Here is a 16,729-nt window from a genome sequence, read left to right on the forward strand (position 1 = left end):
AATCGTGCCTCCCGGGCTTGTCGCCCACAGGACAGGTGTCGCTGTCGTCGTCATCCGGTCAACGTCCGGTCGGCGGTAAAGATTCCCGTTCCGGGTCATGCGTCGCCGTCGTAGCCGCCCCTTGTTGTACCCACCTGCGCCCGCTTTGTCACATCTGAGAGCAGATATAACCCGGCGTTTCAGTATCTTGACGCGCAGTAACGGTACGCCTGGCAGGCCAAACGCGTACACTACCGGCCTTTGGCCTCCGGCGCTAAATCCTGTCGGGTACGGGATTCCCCGCGTCGCGTATCGCCTGGCGCACCGGAACCCTCGCGAGCAGCACGAACCCGATGACGAAGAAGGCCACCAACGAGATGATCGCGTCCCGATAACTTCCGGTCAGCTGGTAGGTGAGCCCGAACAGAAGCGGGCCCAGCCAGCTCATGCCACGGTCGCTCATCTCGTAGGCGGAGAAGTACTCGGCCTCCTTGCCACTCGGCACGAGATGGGAGAACAGGGAGCGCGAGAGTGCCTGGCTGCCACCCAGGACGAGCCCGATGCCGGCGGCCAGGACGAAGAATCCGACGGGCGCGCCGGCGGGCAGGAAATACCCGGCGCAGAGGGTCACCGTCCAGGCGACGAGCGAGCCGAGGATCGTACGTTTCGCGCCGTATCTGCGCGCCAGACGACCCATGCCCAGGGCGCCCCCGACCGCCAGCACCTGCACCAGCAGAATGGCGACGATCAGCGTCGACTGGCCGAGGCCCAGCTCCTCCGATCCGTAGACCGAGGCCTGGGAGATGACCGTCTGGATGCCGTCGTTGTAGATGAGGTAGGCGAGCAGGAAGGAGAGGGTGAGCGGTTTGCCGCGCATGTCGCGCACGGTGGCCGCCAGTTGCCGCCATCCGTGCACGGAGGTCGTCCCGGGGGGAGCTGTACTGCGGTCGCGCAGGCGCTTGAGCGGTACGAGGGTGAAGGCACCCCACCAGACGCCAGCCGAGGCGAGGCAGATGCGTACCGCCATCGACTCCGAGAGGCCGAAGCTGTCGTGCGCCGTGAACAGGACCAGGTTTGCCACCAGAACGAGTGAGCCCGCCGCGTAGCCGAAGGCCCAGCCCCGGGACGAGACCGCGTCGCGCTCCGCGGGCGGGGCGATCTGCGGCAGGTAGGAGTTGTAGACGACCATCGACACGGCCACCGAGGCGTTGGCGATGATCAGCAGCAGCCCGCCCAGCAGATAGCGGTCGCCCTCCAGGAAGAACATGCCGGTGGTGGCCGCGGCACCCACGTAGGCGGCGGCCGCGAGCAGCGGCTTCTTGCGGCCCGTGCGGTCGGCGGCCGCGCCCGCCATCGGCATCACGAAGATCGACAGGATGACGGACGCCGAGACGGCGTACGCGAAGAAGGAACCGGCGCGGATCGGGATCCCCAGGGGATGCACGAAACCGTCCGGGTCCGCCGCCGCCTCGGCGACCGACGTCAGATAGGGGCCGAGGAACACGGTGAGCACGCTCGTCGAGTAGACGGAGCACGCCCAGTCGTACATGTACCAGCCGTGTTGCTCGCGCCGCCGCCCGGCGTCTCCGCCTGCTGAGTCCGCCGCCTCCGCGCGCACGGTGTCAGTGCCCACCCGTGCTCCTCGCTTCCCCTGAATGGACCGCGCGGCGGGGCTCAGACCCAAGTGCCCCGGTCCTCCAGGACGCTGCGCAGCGTGTCGATGTGATCGGTCATGATGCCATCGACTCCCAGGTCCAGGAGCCGGTGCATCCGATCCGCGTCGTTCACCGTCCACACGTGGACCTGCAGCCCACGCGCGTGGGCCGCACGCAGGAACCGCCGGTCGACCACGGGCACGCCCGACTGGGACACAGGCACCTGGGCGGCGATCGCCGAACCGCGCACCGCGGCCGGTATGCCGTACGAGCGCAGTCGCAGTCCCAGGACGCCCCGGGTGCCGTACGAGGTGGCCAGGCGCGGTCCGGCCAGGCGCTGGGCGCGGAAGACGCGCGCCTCGGAGAAGGAGCCGACGCAGACGCGGTCCCAGGCGTCGGTGCGGCCGATCAGGTTGAGCAGGGGATGCAGGGCTGGTTCGGCCTTGATGTCGACGTTCCAGCGCACCTCGGGGAAGGTTTCGAGCAGTTCCTCGAAGAGGGGTATCGGTTCCTTGCCGGCCACGCGTGCCTGGCGCACGTCCTCCCACGGGAGGTCCGCGATCCGGCCGGCCCCGTCCGTCACCCGGTCCAGGGTCGAGTCATGGAAGGCGACGAGCTTGCCGTCGGCCGTCGCGTGCACGTCCGTCTCGATGTAGCGGTAGCCCGTCTCCACCGCCCGCCGGAACTGCAGCAGGGTGTTCTCCAGGCCGTCCGCCGCCCCGCCCCGGTGTGCGAAGGCGATCGGGCCGGGGTGGTCGAGATACGGGTGACGTATACGCGTGCTCACCCGGGAAGTATGGCGCGCTCCGGTTGACCGGTGGCAACCACCGTGCTGCCGCCCGGTGCCGGGCGGACGGCGAACACGCGCAGGAAGAACTGGGCGAGCGGGCCGATGGCGACCGCGTACAGGACGGTGCCGATACCGACCGTCCCGCCGAGGGCGAAGCCGGTCGCCACGACCGCCACTTCGATGGCCGTGCGCATCAGGCGGATCGAGCGGCCGGTGAGCTGGTGGAGGCCCGTCATCAGGCCGTCGCGCGGCCCTGGACCGAAGCGCGCGGCGATGTAGAGGCCGGTGGCCGCGCCGTTCAGCACGATGCCCGCCACAAGAAGGGGAATCCGTACGGCCAGGCTGTGCGCGTCGGGCAGGAGGGTGAGGGCGCCGTCCATGGCGATGCCGACCACGAAGACGTTGGAGACGGTGCCCAGGCCCGGGCGCTGGCGGAGCGGGATCCACAGGAGCAGCACCGCCGCGCCCACGAAGATCGACACCACGCCGATCGTCAGGCCGGTCAGCTCGGCGAGACCCTGGTGCAGCACGTTCCAGGGCTCCAGGCCGAGGCCGGACTCCACCAGCAGGGCCGAACTCGCGCCGTACAGCGCCAGGCCGGCGTACAGCTGGACGAGTCGGCGCGGGAGCTGTCCGGAGGTGAGGAGTCCGGTTTCCGGGCGGGTGGAGCGCGTGGACAAGAGAAGCCCCCTGCAGTGGTCGTCGTGGCCTGACACATGACACTCTGTGGCTTGAGAAGTCATCGCATCCATGGCCAATTCTGGGAAGGTGGACTGGGAATCATGACTCAGTGGACTTCGGCGGTGGGTGCCGCTCAGCTCGCCCGGCTGCTCAGCTCCCAGCAGGAACGTCCCGCGGGGCCCGGCTCCCGTCGCCCGCCCGCCTATCGCGCGCTCGCCGACGGCATCCGGCTGCTCGTACTCGAAGGCCGGGTACCGGTCGCCGCGCGGCTGCCCGCCGAGCGCGAGCTCGCGGTGTCCCTGTCCGTCAGCCGTACGACGGTCGCCGCGGCCTATGAGGCGCTGCGGTCCGAAGGGTTCCTGGAGTCCCGCCGCGGAGCGGGCAGCTGGACCGCCGTACCCGCGGGTAATCCGTTGCCCGCGCGCGGACTTGAGCCGCTGCCTCCCGAGGCCCTCGGATCCATGATCGACCTCGGCTGCGCGGCGCTGCCCGCACCCGAGCCATGGCTCACCCGGGCTGTGCAGGGCGCTCTGGAGGAACTGCCGCCCTACGCGCACACCCACGGCGACTATCCCGCCGGGCTGCCGGCGCTGCGCTCGATGCTCGCCGAGCGGTACACCGCGCGCGGCATCCCGACCATGCCCGAACAGATCATGGTGACCACCGGGGCGATGGGGGCGATGGACGCGATCTGTCATCTCTTCGCCGGGCGCGGCGAACGGATCGCCGTCGAGTCCCCCTCGTACGCCAACATCCTTCAACTGATGCGTGAGGCCGGGGCCCGGCTGGTGCCCGTCGCCATGGCCGAGGGGCTCGCCGGCTGGGACATGGACCGCTGGCGGCAGGTCCTGCGCGACTCGGCCCCCCGGCTCGCGTATGTCGTCGCCGACTTCCACAACCCGACGGGCGCCCTTGCCGACGAGGACCGGCGGCGCGTGCTGGTGGACGCGGCCCGGTCCGCGGGGACCGTGCTCGTCGTGGACGAGACGATGAGCGAACTCCACCTGGACGACGACGTCTCCGCCATGCCCCGTCCCGTGTGCAGTTTCGACCCTTCCGGGTCCACGGTCATCACGGTCGGATCGGCAAGCAAGGCCTTCTGGGCCGGGATGCGGATCGGATGGGTGCGGGCCGCTCCGGATGTGATCCGCAGCCTGGTCGCCGCGCGCGCGTACGCCGACCTGGGCACGCCCGTGCTGGAGCAGCTGGCCGTCAACTGGCTGCTGAGTACCGGGGGCTGGGAGCAGGCGGTGGAGATCCGGCGGACGCAGGCCCGGGAGAACCGGGATGCGCTCGTCACCGCTGTACGGCGTGAGCTACCGGAGTGGGAGTTCTCGGTGCCGCGGGGCGGGCTCACGTTGTGGGTGCGGACCGGTGGGCTTTCCGGGTCACGGCTGGCCGAGGTGGGCGAGCGGGTGGGGATCCGGGTGCCGTCCGGGCCGCGGTTCGGGGTGGACGGTGCCTTCGAGGGGTATGTGCGGTTGCCGTTCACAGTCGGGGGCGCGGTGGCGGAGGAGGCGGCGGTGCGGCTCGCTGCGGCGGCGCGGTTGGTGGAGACGGGGGGTGCCTCGGGGAGCGAGGCGCCTCGGACGTTTGTGGCTTAGCCAGGGAGGGTTTTCGCCCCTCCGCCCCTGCCCGTCCCTAGGGTCTGGGGGCTTCGCCCCAGACACGGCCTCGTTCTCAAACGCCGGACGGGCTGATCTCGGCCTCCGCAGGGATTGTCCGCTCCGGGAGCAGGTTCAGGACCGCCCTGCGGTGGGTCTCGCTGGTCGCGTCGTCGTAGGGGTCCGGGGTGGCCGGGACCTGGAGGCGGAGGACGGGTCCGGTGCCGAGGCGGGCGTAGCCGCGGCCGGGGGGTACGTCGCGGGTGGGAGTGGTGTGCGGGGGTGCGCCGAGGACCGCTTCCAGCTGGGCGGGGGACGCGGGACCGAGCACCACGCGCGCGCGGGTGTGCTGGCGGACGGCGTCGCTGAGGGAGTCGAGGCTCTCGAAATGCTCGGCGACGACGACCGTGACCCCGGCCGCGCGGCCATGGCGCAGCGGGACCTGGAGGAGTGACTGGGGGTCGTTGCGGCCGTCCACGGCGGCGAAGTGCCCCAAGGCGCTCGGGCGGTCCAGCAGGATCCACAGCGGGTGCTTGGTGTCGTCCGGCGCGGCCTGGCCCGCCTGCCGGGCGCGGTTGGCGGCGATGAGGCGCCGCTCCGTCTCATGGGCGGCCCACTCCAGGCTCGCGAGCGCCCCGGCGAGCCCGCACTCGACGGCCAGGACACCCTGACGGCCGGTCAGGCACGCGTACTCGCCGGTGCCCGCGCCCTCGACGATCACGACATCGCCGTACTGGAGACACTGCAGGGCGATCGAGCGAAGGAGTGTCGTGGTGCCGCTGCCCGGTTCGCCGGCGACCAGCAGATGCGGCTCCGTGGAGCGGCCCCCGGTGCGCCAGACGACCGGGGGAACGTCACGCAGTTCCTCACCGTAGGTGAGGGGGAGCGTGCGCTGGACGTCGGCGGGGTCGGTGAAGCCGAGGACCGTCTCACCGGGTGCGGTCACGAACCGCTGGGCGGCGATGTCGGTGGGGAGCGGCGGGAGGACCGTGATCCTCAGCTCGTTGCCCTCCTCGTCCCACTCGAAGTGGTACTCCCGTCCACGGCCGGACTTGGCGTGCAGAAGCTGCTCGATCCGGGCGCGCGAACTCGTCTCTCCGTCGGTGAAGTACGCCGGGTAGCGGAGGTGGAGCTGGGACACGCGTCCGTCGTCGTCGAAGTCGTACGACGAGAAGGCCTTCTCCCAGTCGCCGCCGTGGGCATAGAGGGGAGCGGGGTCCTCGGCGGCGGAGAAGTACGGGACCAGGGCCTCGTACAGCGACTGGAGGCGCTGGGTCTGCGGCTCGTCGGGGCCCGTGGGGGCAGGCGCGACGCGTTCGCGGCCCGCCCAGGCTGCCGCCGCCATCAGTGTGATGACGGCGAGCAGCGGTCCGTACGGCACCAGTGCCACGACCAGGACCACGGAGGCCACCAGGAACAGCAGTGGCCCGCGCCGGTCCTTGGGCGTGTCGGCCCACCTGCGCCGCCCGGCAGCCGCCAGCCGGCGCAGTCCACGAGTGATCGTGATCAGCGGGTGGAGGACGTCGGTGGCACTGTCGGCTGCCGTCCGGGCCAGATCCCGGCTTCGGGCGATCTGCGCGCTGCCGTTGCTCAGAATGCGGGGGAGAGGGCGCCGGGCCACTGCTGTCTCCTGATGGTGCGTACGAGAGGGAGGGACGTCAGAACTTGATCCCGCCGAGGAGGCCCGCAAGGCTCTCCCCGCCGGCCTTGATGCTCGGAGCGATGGCCGTGCTCGCCAGGTAGAACCCGAACAGCGCGGCGACAAAGGCATGCGACCCCTTGAGCCCGTCCTTCTTGAAGAAGAGGAAGACGATGATGCCGAGAAGGACGACGCCTGAGATGGACAGAATCATTTGAGCTCTCCTGGTTCGCGGGGGACAGTCACCATGAGTTCTTCCAGGATCACAGCATGTATCCATACGACAAAAGGTGCAATGGGGTGAAGTTCGGCGAATTTCACCCGAGTGGCGGAGCCATTCGGGCAGCCTGAACAGGCTCGTTGCACCCTGGAAATCCGTTGTGATCTTTGCCGCAGAGGGTGCCGGTCATGTGCTGGCGGAGCCAGTACTCTGGCGATTCACCCGAACGGTTGCAGTGAGAGGTGGTCCGGCCGATGAGTGAAGCCCCCGACCCGGAGGTCGTGGAGCTGGCGACCAAGATCTTCGATCTTGCGCGCCGTGGCGAGACCGAGGCGCTCGTCGCGTACGTCGACGCAGGCGTTCCGGCCAACCTCACCAACGACCGTGGCGACTCGCTCGTGATGCTCGCCGCCTATCACGGCCATGCCGACGCCGTACGCGCTCTGTTGACGCGGGGAGCCGAGGCGGACCGCATCAACGACCGGGGGCAGACACCCCTCGCGGGTGCCGTCTTCAAGGGCGAGGAGGCGGTGATCCGGGCGCTCCTGGACGGCGGCGCCGATCCGGCCGCGGGCACTCCCTCGGCCGTCGACACGGCGCGTATGTTCGGCAAGACCGAGTTGCTCGAGTTGTTCGGTACACGATGACTTCAACGCCCTGAACAGGCGAAACGAAGAAAATGGGGGAGGCGGAGCGGGGCCGCCGGAAATGCGGTCGCGGCGGGAAGAACCGCTGGGTCATCATGACGTCGTGATTCACGGACGCGATGGCTGGGCAGGTGTTGCCGCACCGCGCGGGCCGTGATGCGGCCCGCATGGGCCACCGACGAGAGGCAGAGGAAGATGGTCTACAGCAAGCAAGAGACGGCGGGCGCTCCGACGTGTTGTCACGTGGCCAGGTAATGCAGGATCCCGGTTGCGTCGACGCTTGATGTGAGGCTGTTTCCCATGTTCGATCCGGTCATAGCGCCCAGCGGTACGCTGCTCGGCCTGCTTCAGAGGGGTCGCGGCGACGGCACGCTGCACGCGCTCACCGCACCGCGCGCCGAGGCGCTCGCGGCGCTGAACCACTGTGTGCTGCGCGACCCCCGCCACGACTGGCAGGTGGAGAACCGCTCCCTTTACTACGCCCGTCTCTACCTCGATGTGAGCGGTGAGCTCGACGAGATCGAGCGGCACCTCTTCGACTCCGAGGACGTCATCGACGACTGCGAGTCGCGCACCGGGCTCGCGCTGGCGGTCCTCGGGCACCTCGCCTCGTACGGCAGGCAGGACGCGCTCGAACTGCTGCGCAGGTACGCCGCCTCGGGCACCAACTGGGCCTGGGCCCTGGACGAGTTGGCCCTGCGCGACGACGACGCCGGCCTGCGCGCCCTGGCCGCCCCCGTGCTCGCCCGCTTCCCGGCCGACGCAGAGGGCGAGGCCGCGCTCGCCGCCACCGTGCGCGACGCGTTCGAACCACGGCCCTGGCGGCTGTGGGCCGACGATCCGCGCGAATCCATCGGCACGCGCGTGCGTGCCGCCCAGGAACAGGGCTCCTTCGATCGTTGGCAGCGCCAGATGCGACCGGCCGGGCCCCGCCCGGGTTGGAGCGTGCAGGCCGTCTTCGAGTGGGCCCAGCAGGGCATCGAACGGGGAGCCGCGCTCCATGTCCCGGCCGCCCGCTGCCTCAGCGCCGTCGCAGGTCCCGAGGACCGGCCCGAGATTATCGAGGCCGCCCGAGACGGCGGCGACGGAGCGCGCTGCACCGCCTTGCGCTATCTCGCCGACAGCAATGACCCGGACGCTCTCGACCTGATCGAGGGCGCCGCCGCCACCGGTTCGACGGCAGTGGCCGAGGCCGCCGTAGACGCCTTCGAACGGATGCGGAGCATCGCCGCCGTCGACCGGGCGCGAAGCTGGGCCCACCGGCCCGACCCCCTGGGAGCCGCCGCGGGCCGGATGCTCGCCTGCCGGGGCGGTACGCAGGACAGCGAACTGGTGCTGGGCGCGCTGCGCGAGGCCGTACGGGGCGAGGGCCCCGACGCCCCCACACTGTGGACCCTGGTCGACGGGGCCGGACGGCTCGGCATCATCTGCGCCGCACCCGTCCTGCGGCATGTGTACCGCGAGACCGCCTCGTCCCATCTGCGCGGGCGCGCCGCCCGCGCGCTCGCCGCCACCGATCCGTCCTTCCCCGCCGGCTTCGCCGTCGAGTGCCTGTGGGACTGCGAGGAGACCACCCGCGAGGTCGCCGCGCGGCATGCGGAGACCGCTGATGCGCGGGTGGTGGACCAGTTGCGCAGGCTGGCGGCGGATCCGGCCGAAGAGGCCGAAGTACAGACAGCGGTACGGAGCAGAATCGGTCCGGACATGCCCGCCGTATGAACGTTCGGTGACTCATGAGTCAGGAAGTCGTGGACACGGACTGACCTGGACGGGTGCGGAGCCCAACGCTCATGGGACGTTCCCCGTACGGAAAGATCCACGTTGACCCGGCCACGTCCAGCGGGGCGAGAACACGGGTATGCGTGTCGTCATCGTGACCGAATCCTTTCCCCCCGATGTGAACGGCGTGGCCCACTGCGCGCTTCAGACCGCCCGGCACCTCGTCGATCGCGGTCACGTTCCCCTCGTCGTCGCCCCGGCCACCGCCGCCGGGAGCGGGCCCGACGCCACCGCGCCGTGCCCTGTCATCCGAGTCCCCTCAATTCCGCTCCCGGGCTACCCCCAGGTCCGCGTCGCTCTCCCCAGCCGACGCGTCGCCGCGGCCATCACCGAACACCGCGCGGACATCGTTCACCTGGCCAGCCCCTTCATCCTCGGCGTCCGCGGCATGGCCGCGGCCGCCCGGCTCGGCATCCCGGCCATCGCCGTCTACCAGACCGACCTCGCCGGATACGCCCGTACGTACGTGGGTGCCGGCGAAGCCACCGCGTGGCGGCGCATCCGCTCCGTGCACGCCGCCGCCGACCGGACGCTCGCTCCGTCCAGCGTGGCCCTGAACGACCTGGAGGCACACGGTGTGCCGCGGGTGAAGCTGTGGGCGCGTGGCGTGGACACCGAGCGCTTCCGTCCCGACCGCCGGGACGAGGCGATGCGCCGCGAGCTGGCGCCGAACGGCGAACTGATTGTCGGCTACGTCGGGCGGCTCGCCCCCGAGAAGCAGGTCGAACTGCTCTCCGGGGTATGCGGCCTGGAAGGCGTGCGTCTCGTGATCGTGGGGGACGGGCCGAGCCAGGCCAGCCTCTCCGAGCAGTTGCCCGGAGCGGTCTTCCTCGGGCGTCGCACGGGCGACGAACTCGCCCGGATCTTCGCCTCGCTGGACGTCTTCGCGCACACCGGTCCGTTCGAGACCTTCTGCCAGACCGTGCAGGAGGCCATGGCCAGCGGGGTGCCCGTCGTCGCACCGGCCGCGGGCGGACCGCTCGACCTGGTGGCCCACGGGCGTACCGGACTGCTGGTGCCACCGCGCGACGCGGACGCCGTACGGGACGCGGTGTGGGCCCTGGCGGCCGATCCGGAGCTCCGGGCCGCCTATGGTGCCGCGGCGCGGAACATGGTCGAGGGCCGCACCTGGGCCGCCGTCGGCGATCAGCTCATCGGGCACTACAACGATGTGCTCTCCGCGCGGATGGTGGTGGCGGCATGAGCCTGCGCATCGTACGGCTCGCCAACTTCGTCGCCCCCGCCTCCGGAGGCCTGCGCACCGCGCTGCGCGAGCTGGGCACCGGCTACCTGCACGCGGGACACGAGCCGGTGCTCATCGTCCCCGGCGAGCGCGCCACCGACCGGGAGACCGAGCAGGGGCGTGTCATCACGCTGCCCGGGCCGGTGCTGCCCGGCACCGGCGGCTATCGCGTCCTCACCGACAAGCGGCGGGTCGCGCGGCTCCTGGAGTCGCTCGCACCCGACCGCCTGGAGGTCTCCGACCGGACCACCCTGCGCTGGACCGGCGTCTGGGCGCGGCGGGCCCGGGTGCCCGCCGTGATGGTCTCCCACGAGACCGCCGACGGCGTGCTGCGGACCTGGGGGCTCCCCGAGGGAATGGCCCGGCGCACCGCCGACGCCCTCAACGTGCGTACCGCACACACCTATTCGCGTGTCGTGTGCACCACGGAATTCGCCGAGCGCGAGTTCGTCCGGATCGGCGCCCGCAATGTCGTACGCGCTCCCCTGGGCGTCGATCTGGTGGGACGGGACCCCTCGCTGCGGGATCCCGCGGTTCGTGCCCGCTACGCGCGCGTGGACCAGGCACTGCTCGTGATGTGCTCCAGGCTGTCCGTGGAGAAGCGGCCGGGTACGGCGCTGGACGGGCTGGAGGCGCTGCTGCGGCGCGGACAGCGTGCGGTCCTCGTCGTCGCCGGGGACGGACCGCTGCGGGCCCGGCTCGAACAGCGCGCCCGGGAGCGGAGGCTGCCCGTCACCTTCCTCGGCCACCTGGCGGACCGCGCCGCGCTCGGCGCGCTCCAGGCCTCCGCCGACGTCTGCCTGGCCCCCGGGCCCGCCGAGACGTTCGGCCTCGCCGCCCTGGAGGCGATGGCCTGCGGTACGCCGGTGGTGGCGAGCTCCCTGTCCGCCCTGCCGGAGGTCATCGGGTCCGCCGGAGCGACCGCCGCGGACAACGGGGACTCCTTCGCGGACGCGGTGCGGCTGCTCCTCAGCCGCCCCGAGGGCGAGCGCAGGGAGGCCGCACGCGCGCGTGCCGAGTGTTTCGGATGGAACACCGCCGTCGAGGGCTTCCTCGCCGCGCATGACGCGGTGGTCGAGGTGCGGCCGCGCCTTCAGGAGGGCGTGGGATGAGACCGCTTCGTTTCGTGGCCCTCGGGGACTCGCTGACGGAAGGGGTGGGCGACCCCGTCGGGGAAACCTGGCGGGGGTGGGCCGCACTGCTCGCGCAGGGGCTCGCCCCGGCGGACGCACCCGTGGAGTTCATCAACCTGGCGGTCAGCGGCGCCCAGACGCGTGACGTGCTGGAGCGCCAGACGCCCGAGGCGATGGCCCTCGGCCCTGACGTGGTCTCCGTCGTCATAGGAGTCAACGACACCCTGCGGTACACCTTCGACATCCACTCCGTGGCCGCACGGCTCGACAAGGTGTACGCCGCGTTCCGGGCCCAGGGAGCCGTGGTGATGACGGCCTGTCTCCCGGACCCCGGCTACATGCTCGGGCTGCCGGGCGCGCTGGCGCGGCCGCTGGCCCGGCGGCAGCGGGCCGTCAACGCGGTCGTGCACGCACTGTCCGAGCGGCACGGCGCGCTGCATCTGCACGCCGCCGAGGAGGACTGGCTGAAGGACCGCGCGATGTGGAGCGCGGACAAACTGCACCCGGGGGAGCAGGGGCACCGGGCGCTCGCGCTCCGGTTCCACGCGCTGCTCGCCGAGCAGGGCATCGCCACCGGTGGCCGGCCCTCGGCCGAGCCCGAGTTCCCCGCGCCCACGCGGTCGGCGAGCATGTGGTGGCTGGCCACCGCCGGGACCGGGTGGGTCGCGCGCCGGTGCACTGACCTGCTGCCGCAACTGCTCACCCTCGCCGCCGCCGAAGTACGCCACAAGGCGCGCGGTACCAGCTCACGCCTCGACCTGAGCGCCTCGCACGCCGTGGCCGCCGCGCTGGCCGCCCTGTCGGTGACCGAGCACCAGCCGGACCCGGCATGACGGCTCTGCTTCCCCCGGGTCCGCTTCAACGCCGGCGTACGGCCACGAAGCGGACCGGTGTGCCGGGGACGGCCTGAGCGGCCGCCGGGAGGCCGGCCGGGCGGACGACAGCGATCACCGGGTACCCGCCGGTGGTCGGGTGGTCGGCCAGGAAGACGACCGGTCTGCCGTCGGGCGGTACCTGGACGGCACCCAGGACCATGCCCTCACTGGGGAGTTCGCCGGAAACGGCCCTCTCCAATGAGGGCCCTTCCATACGCAGGCCGATGCGGTTGCTCGCCGACGACACCCGGTAGGAACCGGCGGTCAGGGTGCGCAGCGCCGATGCCGTGAACCAGTCGTCGCGCGGGCCCGGCGTCACCCGCAGGACCAGTTCGGACGGCGGCGCGGGGTGCGGGACCACGTCCACGCGCGTGTGGACGGCTTCGGGGCGGCCCAGGGGCAGCACCATGCCGTCCGTCAGGGGAGGCGGGCCCAGGCCCGACAGGAGGTCCGTCGAGCGGCTGCCGAGGACGGGATCCACGGCGATCCCTCCGGAGACGGCCACATAGCTGCGCAGTCCCGCGCGCGCGGGACCGACGTCCAGCAGTGCGCCGGCGGGCACGCGCAGGGCCGCTCCCCAGGGCGCGGGACGGCCGTCCACGGTGACCTGGCAGGGTGCGCCCGCCACCGCCACGGTGACCGGCGAACGCGGGCGCAGAGCACATCCGTTGAGCGTCGTCTCCAGGACGGCCGCGTCGGAGGCGTTCCCGACGAGCCGGTTGGCCAGCGCCGCAGCCGGCCCGTCGAGCGCGCCCGAGCGCGGTACGCCGAGGTGGGCGTGGCCGGGGCGGCCCTGGTCCTGGACGGTGGTCAGGGCCCCGGCACGTACGACGGACAGAGCCCGGTCCGTCATGAGCGCCTCGTCGGTACGAAACGGACCCGGGTGCCCGGAGCCAACAGCGCGGCCGGCACGCGCGCGTGGTCCCACAGCACCGCGTCCGTCGTCCCGATCAGCTGCCAGCCGCCCGGCGAGGAGCGCGGGTACACGCCGGTGTACGGGCCCGCGAGCGCCACGGAACCCGCCGGAACCGTCGTACGCGGGGTCGCCCGCCGGGGGACGTCGTACTCGGACGGCAGGCCCGTGAGGTAGCCGAAGCCGGGCGCGAACCCGCAGAAGGCGACCCGGAATTCGGCGGCCGCGTGGATCTCGGGCACCCGGTGCTCAGGCACGCCCCACAGGGCCGCGACGTCCGCCAGGTCGGGACCGTCGTACCGTACGGGGATCTCGATCGCCTGCTCCGCGCGCGCGGGCACTGCCGGGATGTCCCAGGAGGCGAGGCGGGCCGCCAGGCGCACGGGGTCGTCCAGGCCGTCCAGGAGGACCGTACGGGCCGCGGGGACGATCTCCGTGACCGAGAGGGAGCCTTCCGCGCGGCGGCGCAGCAGTTCGGCGTGCAGGGCCTGTGCCTCGTCGCCGGAGGAGACCTCGACGAGCAGGGCACGGTCGCCGACCGGCAGTGCCCTCATACGAACGCCTCCACGCGGACGCCCGCGGACTCGAGCCCGGCGCGGACCCGGCGGGCCATGTCCACCGCGCCCGGGGTGTCCCCGTGCAGGCACAGCGACCGCGCCCGGACCGCGACGCGTTCCCCGGAGTGCGAGGTCACGACGCCGAAGCGGGCCAGGCCCAGCGAGCGTTCGAGAACGCTGTCCGGGTCCGTAATCACCGCGCCGTCCTGGGAGCGTGGCACCAGGGTGCCCTCCTCGGTGTACGCGCGGTCGGCGAACGCCTCGGTGACGGTGGGCAGTCCCGCCCGCTCGGCCAGTTTCAGGAAACGGGAGGACGGGAGACCGAGGACAGGCAGGCAGGCGTCCGCGAGCAGTACGCCCTCGACGACCGCCCCCGCCTGCTCCTCGTCGTGCACGACACGGTTGTAGAGCGCGCCGTGCGGCTTCACGTACGACACGCGCGAGCCCGCCGCACGCGCGAAGACCTCCAGGGCGCCGATCTGGTACGCCACTTCGGCCGTCAGTTCGTCGGGCGGCACATCCATCGCGCGCCGCCCGAAACCCGCCAGGTCGCGGTAGGAGACCTGGGCGCCGATCCGTACACCGCGCTCGGCCGCCAGCTCGCACACCCGCCGCATGGTGATCGCGTCCCCGGCGTGGAAACCGCAGGCCACATTGGCACTGGTGACGACGGACAGCAGCTGTTCGTCGTCGGTCAGGTGCCAGCGGCCGAAGCCCTCGCCCAGGTCGGCGTTGAGATCGATCGGTGTCATCAGGTGCTGTCTCTCCTCTTCAGGCCACGCGATACTGCTCGTCACGAGTGTCCGTGACGAACATCTGGCCGGGCGCGTGGGTGATGGCGAACGGCGGGCGGGACGCCATCACGGCTGCCTGCGGTGTCACTCCACAGGCCCAGAACACCGGGATGTCGCCCGGCTCGGCGTCCACCCGGTCGCCGAAGTCGGGGTGCGCGAGATCCCCGATGCCAAGACCCGACGGCTCACCGCAGTGCACCGGACTTCCGTGCACGGCGGGCAGCAGACTGCTCTCCCGGATGGCCGCGGCCAGATGCTCGGGCGGAACCGGACGCATCGAGACCACCATGGGGCCGTGCAGCCGCCCGGCCGGACGGCACTGGCGGCCCGTCACGTACATGGAGACGTTGCGGCCCTGTTCCAGGTGGCGCATCGGGACGCCCGCCTCGCTCAACGCCCACTCGAAGGTGAAGCTGCACCCGATGAGGAACGAGACCAGGTCGCCGCGCCAATGACCGACCACGTCCGTGGGCTCGGCCACCAACTCGCCGTGTTCCCACACCCGGTAGCGCGGCAGATCGGTGCGCAGGTCCGCGCCCTCGGCGAGCGGAGTGGTCCAGGAACCGGCGTCGGTGACGTCGAGGACCGGACAGGGCTTCGGGTTGCGCTGGCAGAACAGCAGCATGTCGTACGCCCAGTCTGCGGGCACCGAGATCAGGTTCGCCTGGGTGTGGCCCGCGGCGACTCCGGCGGTGGGACCCGACACGCCCGAACGGAACCTGGCGCGCGCCTTCTTGGGGGTCCACGCGTGCGCGTGGCTGTCGAGGAGGCTCAACGGGCGGTCCTGGGGGGTATGGAGCACAGCGGACGTGGCCGTCACAGGAGTTCCTTTCCGCGTGTCTCGGGGAGCCCGATCAGCGCCAGCGCCGCGAGGGCGTATCCGATGGCGCCGAAGACCAGCGCCCCGCCCACGCCCCAACTGTCGGCCAGGAAACCGACCGTGGTGGGGAAGACGGCGCCCACGGCGCGCCCGGTGTTGTACGTGAAGCCCTGTCCTGTGCCGCGCACCGCCGTCGGGTACAGCTCGCTGAGGAAGGAGCCGAAGCCGCTGAAGATGGCCGACATACAGAAGCCGAGCGGGAAACCGAGCACCAGGACAAGGGTGTTGGCGCCGCTCGGGATGTTGGCGTACGCGAGGATGCACACCGCCGAGAGGATCGCGAAGAGCAGGATGTTGCGCTTGCGGCCCAGTCTGTCGGTGAGGTAACCGCCGGTGAGGTAGCCGATGAAGGCCCCGGAGATCAGGAACGTGAGGTAGCCCCCGGTGCCGACGACGGATAGTCCGCGCTCCGTCTTGAGATAGGTGGGCACCCAGGTGGCGAGCGTGTAGTAGCCGCCCTGGACACCCGTCGACAGCAGGACCGCGAAGAACGTGGTGCGCAGGAGGCCGGGAGCGTCGGCCGTGGCGGGCTTGAAGATCGCCGTGAACGAGCCTTTCTTGGCGCTCTTCTCACGCACGGCGGTCGCTTTCGGAGCGTCCTCCACCCTGCGCCGCACCCAGACGACGAGCAGCGCGGGCAGCGCGCCGGTCCAGAACATCACGCGCCAGGCGAGGTCGTCGTCGAGGAACTGGAAGACCACCGTGTAGACGATCACGGCCAGTCCCCAGCCGACGGCCCACGAACTCTGGACCGCGCCGAGCGTACGACCACGGTGCTTGGGACTCGCGTACTCGGCGACCAGGATCGCGCCGACCGCCCACTCGCCGCCGAAACCGAGCCCCTGAAGGGCGCGGAAAACCAGCAGCGTCTCGTAGTTGGGCGCGAAACCGCAGGCCACGGTAAACACCGCATACGTGATCACGGTGATCATCAGGGCCTTGACGCGCCCGATCCGGTCCGCGACCACGCCCGCGATGGCGCCGCCGACAGCGGAGACGACCAGCGTGACGGTGGTGAACAGGCCGGTCTGGCCGCTGTCCAGGCCGAAGTACGCCGCCAGCGCGACCATGCTCAGCGGCAGGGTGAAGTAGTCGTACGAGTCGAGGCCATAGCCGCCGAACGCACCGGCGAAGGCGCGGCGGCCGCGGGGACCGAGAGCCTGCAGCCAGGCGAACGGGCCGTCCTGGGTGGTGGGTTCAGCCGCCTCGGAGCGGTCTTCGGCGGTCAGGGCCTGGGGTGGAGGGGTCGTGCTCATGGGCACCTCGCAATGAGGGACGGAGGGTGCTTGGACTGAGCCGTGCCGTGCGGGAAGCGCGTGGGCGCCGTGTTTTCGCAGCCA

The 16,729-nt window shown here is 71.5% G+C and carries 16 protein-coding genes; 6 read left to right on the forward strand and 10 right to left on the reverse strand.

Annotated features, from left to right (window positions below; genetic code table 11):
* Positions 1-253: 253 nt before the first annotated feature.
* The 3 genes from ACFVKT_RS38930 to ACFVKT_RS38940 are packed head-to-tail and all read right to left on the reverse strand — an operon-like array spanning position 254 to position 3,176.
* Positions 254-1,612 carry an MFS transporter gene (locus tag ACFVKT_RS38930; protein ID WP_385741296.1) on the reverse strand — a complete coding sequence of 453 codons (1,359 nt, stop codon included), beginning with the start codon at positions 1,610-1,612 and terminating at the stop codon, positions 254-256.
* Positions 1,613-1,653: 41 nt separating this feature from the next.
* A complete protein-coding gene (locus ACFVKT_RS38935) occupies positions 1,654-2,421 on the reverse strand; it encodes a glycerophosphodiester phosphodiesterase (protein WP_385741299.1) in 768 nt (255 codons plus the stop codon).
* Complete coding sequence (locus tag ACFVKT_RS38940) at positions 2,418-3,176, reverse strand: YitT family protein (RefSeq protein ID WP_385741302.1); 759 nt, start codon at positions 3,174-3,176, stop codon at positions 2,418-2,420. Before ACFVKT_RS38940 ends, ACFVKT_RS38935 begins: the two co-directional genes overlap by 4 nt.
* A gap of 30 nt (positions 3,177-3,206) precedes the next feature.
* On the opposite strand from ACFVKT_RS38940, the gene ACFVKT_RS38945 reads away from it, so the two are divergent.
* Positions 3,207-4,709 carry a PLP-dependent aminotransferase family protein gene (locus ACFVKT_RS38945; protein ID WP_385741305.1) on the forward strand — a complete coding sequence of 501 codons (1,503 nt, stop codon included), beginning with the start codon at positions 3,207-3,209 and terminating at the stop codon, positions 4,707-4,709.
* Positions 4,710-4,785: 76 nt separating this feature from the next.
* Here ACFVKT_RS38945 and ACFVKT_RS38950 read toward each other — a convergent pair whose 3' ends face one another.
* Positions 4,786-6,330 carry a hypothetical protein gene (locus ACFVKT_RS38950; RefSeq protein WP_385741308.1) on the reverse strand — a complete coding sequence of 515 codons (1,545 nt, stop codon included), beginning with the start codon at positions 6,328-6,330 and terminating at the stop codon, positions 4,786-4,788.
* Positions 6,331-6,367: 37 nt separating this feature from the next.
* Positions 6,368-6,562, reverse strand: coding sequence for a hypothetical protein (locus ACFVKT_RS38955; RefSeq protein WP_266824614.1), 195 nt, complete (start codon positions 6,560-6,562; stop codon positions 6,368-6,370).
* A 260-nt stretch (positions 6,563-6,822) separates the two neighbouring features.
* Here ACFVKT_RS38955 and ACFVKT_RS38960 point away from each other — a divergent pair, with 260 nt between their 5' ends.
* The 5 genes from ACFVKT_RS38960 to ACFVKT_RS38980 all read left to right on the forward strand — a co-directional run bounded on the left by ACFVKT_RS38960 (position 6,823) and on the right by ACFVKT_RS38980 (position 12,203).
* Positions 6,823-7,215: an ankyrin repeat domain-containing protein gene (locus tag ACFVKT_RS38960; RefSeq protein WP_385741312.1), complete on the forward strand. Its 393-nt coding sequence runs from the start codon at positions 6,823-6,825 to the stop codon at positions 7,213-7,215.
* 300 nt (positions 7,216-7,515) lie between these two features.
* Complete coding sequence (locus tag ACFVKT_RS38965; protein WP_385741315.1) at positions 7,516-8,934, forward strand: HEAT repeat domain-containing protein; 1,419 nt, start codon at positions 7,516-7,518, stop codon at positions 8,932-8,934.
* A gap of 139 nt (positions 8,935-9,073) precedes the next feature.
* On the forward strand, positions 9,074-10,198 hold the full coding sequence (locus ACFVKT_RS38970; RefSeq protein WP_385741318.1) for a glycosyltransferase family 4 protein: 1,125 nt from the start codon (positions 9,074-9,076) through the stop codon (positions 10,196-10,198).
* The gene (locus ACFVKT_RS38975; RefSeq protein WP_385741321.1) at positions 10,195-11,349 is read left to right on the forward strand and encodes a glycosyltransferase; all 1,155 of its coding nucleotides are present in this window, start codon (positions 10,195-10,197) and stop codon (positions 11,347-11,349) included. Before ACFVKT_RS38970 ends, ACFVKT_RS38975 begins: the two co-directional genes overlap by 4 nt.
* Positions 11,346-12,203, forward strand: coding sequence for an SGNH/GDSL hydrolase family protein (locus ACFVKT_RS38980; protein WP_385741324.1), 858 nt, complete (start codon positions 11,346-11,348; stop codon positions 12,201-12,203). The genes ACFVKT_RS38975 and ACFVKT_RS38980 overlap by 4 nt, the downstream gene beginning before the upstream one ends.
* A 25-nt stretch (positions 12,204-12,228) precedes the next feature.
* Here ACFVKT_RS38980 and ACFVKT_RS38985 read toward each other — a convergent pair whose 3' ends face one another.
* From ACFVKT_RS38985 to ACFVKT_RS39005, 5 genes are read right to left on the reverse strand one after another with little or no spacing between them, the layout of a single operon-like run.
* Complete coding sequence (locus tag ACFVKT_RS38985) at positions 12,229-13,098, reverse strand: biotin-dependent carboxyltransferase family protein (RefSeq protein WP_385741327.1); 870 nt, start codon at positions 13,096-13,098, stop codon at positions 12,229-12,231.
* Entirely contained in the window at positions 13,095-13,712 is a 618-nt protein-coding gene (pxpB, locus tag ACFVKT_RS38990; RefSeq protein ID WP_385741330.1) for a 5-oxoprolinase subunit PxpB, read from the reverse strand. The genes ACFVKT_RS38985 and pxpB overlap by 4 nt, the downstream gene beginning before the upstream one ends.
* Positions 13,709-14,467: a LamB/YcsF family protein gene (locus ACFVKT_RS38995; RefSeq protein ID WP_385741333.1), complete on the reverse strand. Its 759-nt coding sequence runs from the start codon at positions 14,465-14,467 to the stop codon at positions 13,709-13,711. Before ACFVKT_RS38995 ends, pxpB begins: the two co-directional genes overlap by 4 nt.
* Positions 14,468-14,486: 19 nt before the next feature.
* Positions 14,487-15,329: a putative hydro-lyase gene (locus tag ACFVKT_RS39000; protein WP_385741336.1), complete on the reverse strand. Its 843-nt coding sequence runs from the start codon at positions 15,327-15,329 to the stop codon at positions 14,487-14,489.
* On the reverse strand, positions 15,326-16,645 hold the full coding sequence (locus tag ACFVKT_RS39005; RefSeq protein ID WP_385741339.1) for an MFS transporter: 1,320 nt from the start codon (positions 16,643-16,645) through the stop codon (positions 15,326-15,328). Before ACFVKT_RS39005 ends, ACFVKT_RS39000 begins: the two co-directional genes overlap by 4 nt.
* Between the last annotated feature and the right edge of the window lie 84 nt (positions 16,646-16,729).

This window comes from Streptomyces sp. NPDC127595 (genome assembly GCF_042671685.1).
Taxonomy (GTDB): domain Bacteria; phylum Actinomycetota; class Actinomycetes; order Streptomycetales; family Streptomycetaceae; genus Streptomyces.

Coding starts and splice junctions, on each gene's coding strand:
- ACFVKT_RS38940 (WP_385741302.1), bottom strand. CDS start 3,176: ATGGATGCGATGACTTCTCAAGCCACAGAGTGTCATGTGTCAGGCCAC.
- ACFVKT_RS38945 (WP_385741305.1), top strand. CDS start 3,207: ATGACTCAGTGGACTTCGGCGGTGGGTGCCGCTCAGCTCGCCCGGCTG.
- ACFVKT_RS38955 (WP_266824614.1), bottom strand. CDS start 6,562: ATGATTCTGTCCATCTCAGGCGTCGTCCTTCTCGGCATCATCGTCTTC.
- ACFVKT_RS38960 (WP_385741312.1), top strand. CDS start 6,823: ATGAGTGAAGCCCCCGACCCGGAGGTCGTGGAGCTGGCGACCAAGATC.
- ACFVKT_RS38965 (WP_385741315.1), top strand. CDS start 7,516: ATGTTCGATCCGGTCATAGCGCCCAGCGGTACGCTGCTCGGCCTGCTT.
- ACFVKT_RS38970 (WP_385741318.1), top strand. CDS start 9,074: ATGCGTGTCGTCATCGTGACCGAATCCTTTCCCCCCGATGTGAACGGC.
- ACFVKT_RS38975 (WP_385741321.1), top strand. CDS start 10,195: ATGAGCCTGCGCATCGTACGGCTCGCCAACTTCGTCGCCCCCGCCTCC.
- ACFVKT_RS38980 (WP_385741324.1), top strand. CDS start 11,346: ATGAGACCGCTTCGTTTCGTGGCCCTCGGGGACTCGCTGACGGAAGGG.
- ACFVKT_RS38985 (WP_385741327.1), bottom strand. CDS start 13,098: ATGACGGACCGGGCTCTGTCCGTCGTACGTGCCGGGGCCCTGACCACC.
- pxpB (WP_385741330.1), bottom strand. CDS start 13,712: ATGAGGGCACTGCCGGTCGGCGACCGTGCCCTGCTCGTCGAGGTCTCC.
- ACFVKT_RS38995 (WP_385741333.1), bottom strand. CDS start 14,467: ATGACACCGATCGATCTCAACGCCGACCTGGGCGAGGGCTTCGGCCGC.
- ACFVKT_RS39005 (WP_385741339.1), bottom strand. CDS start 16,645: ATGAGCACGACCCCTCCACCCCAGGCCCTGACCGCCGAAGACCGCTCC.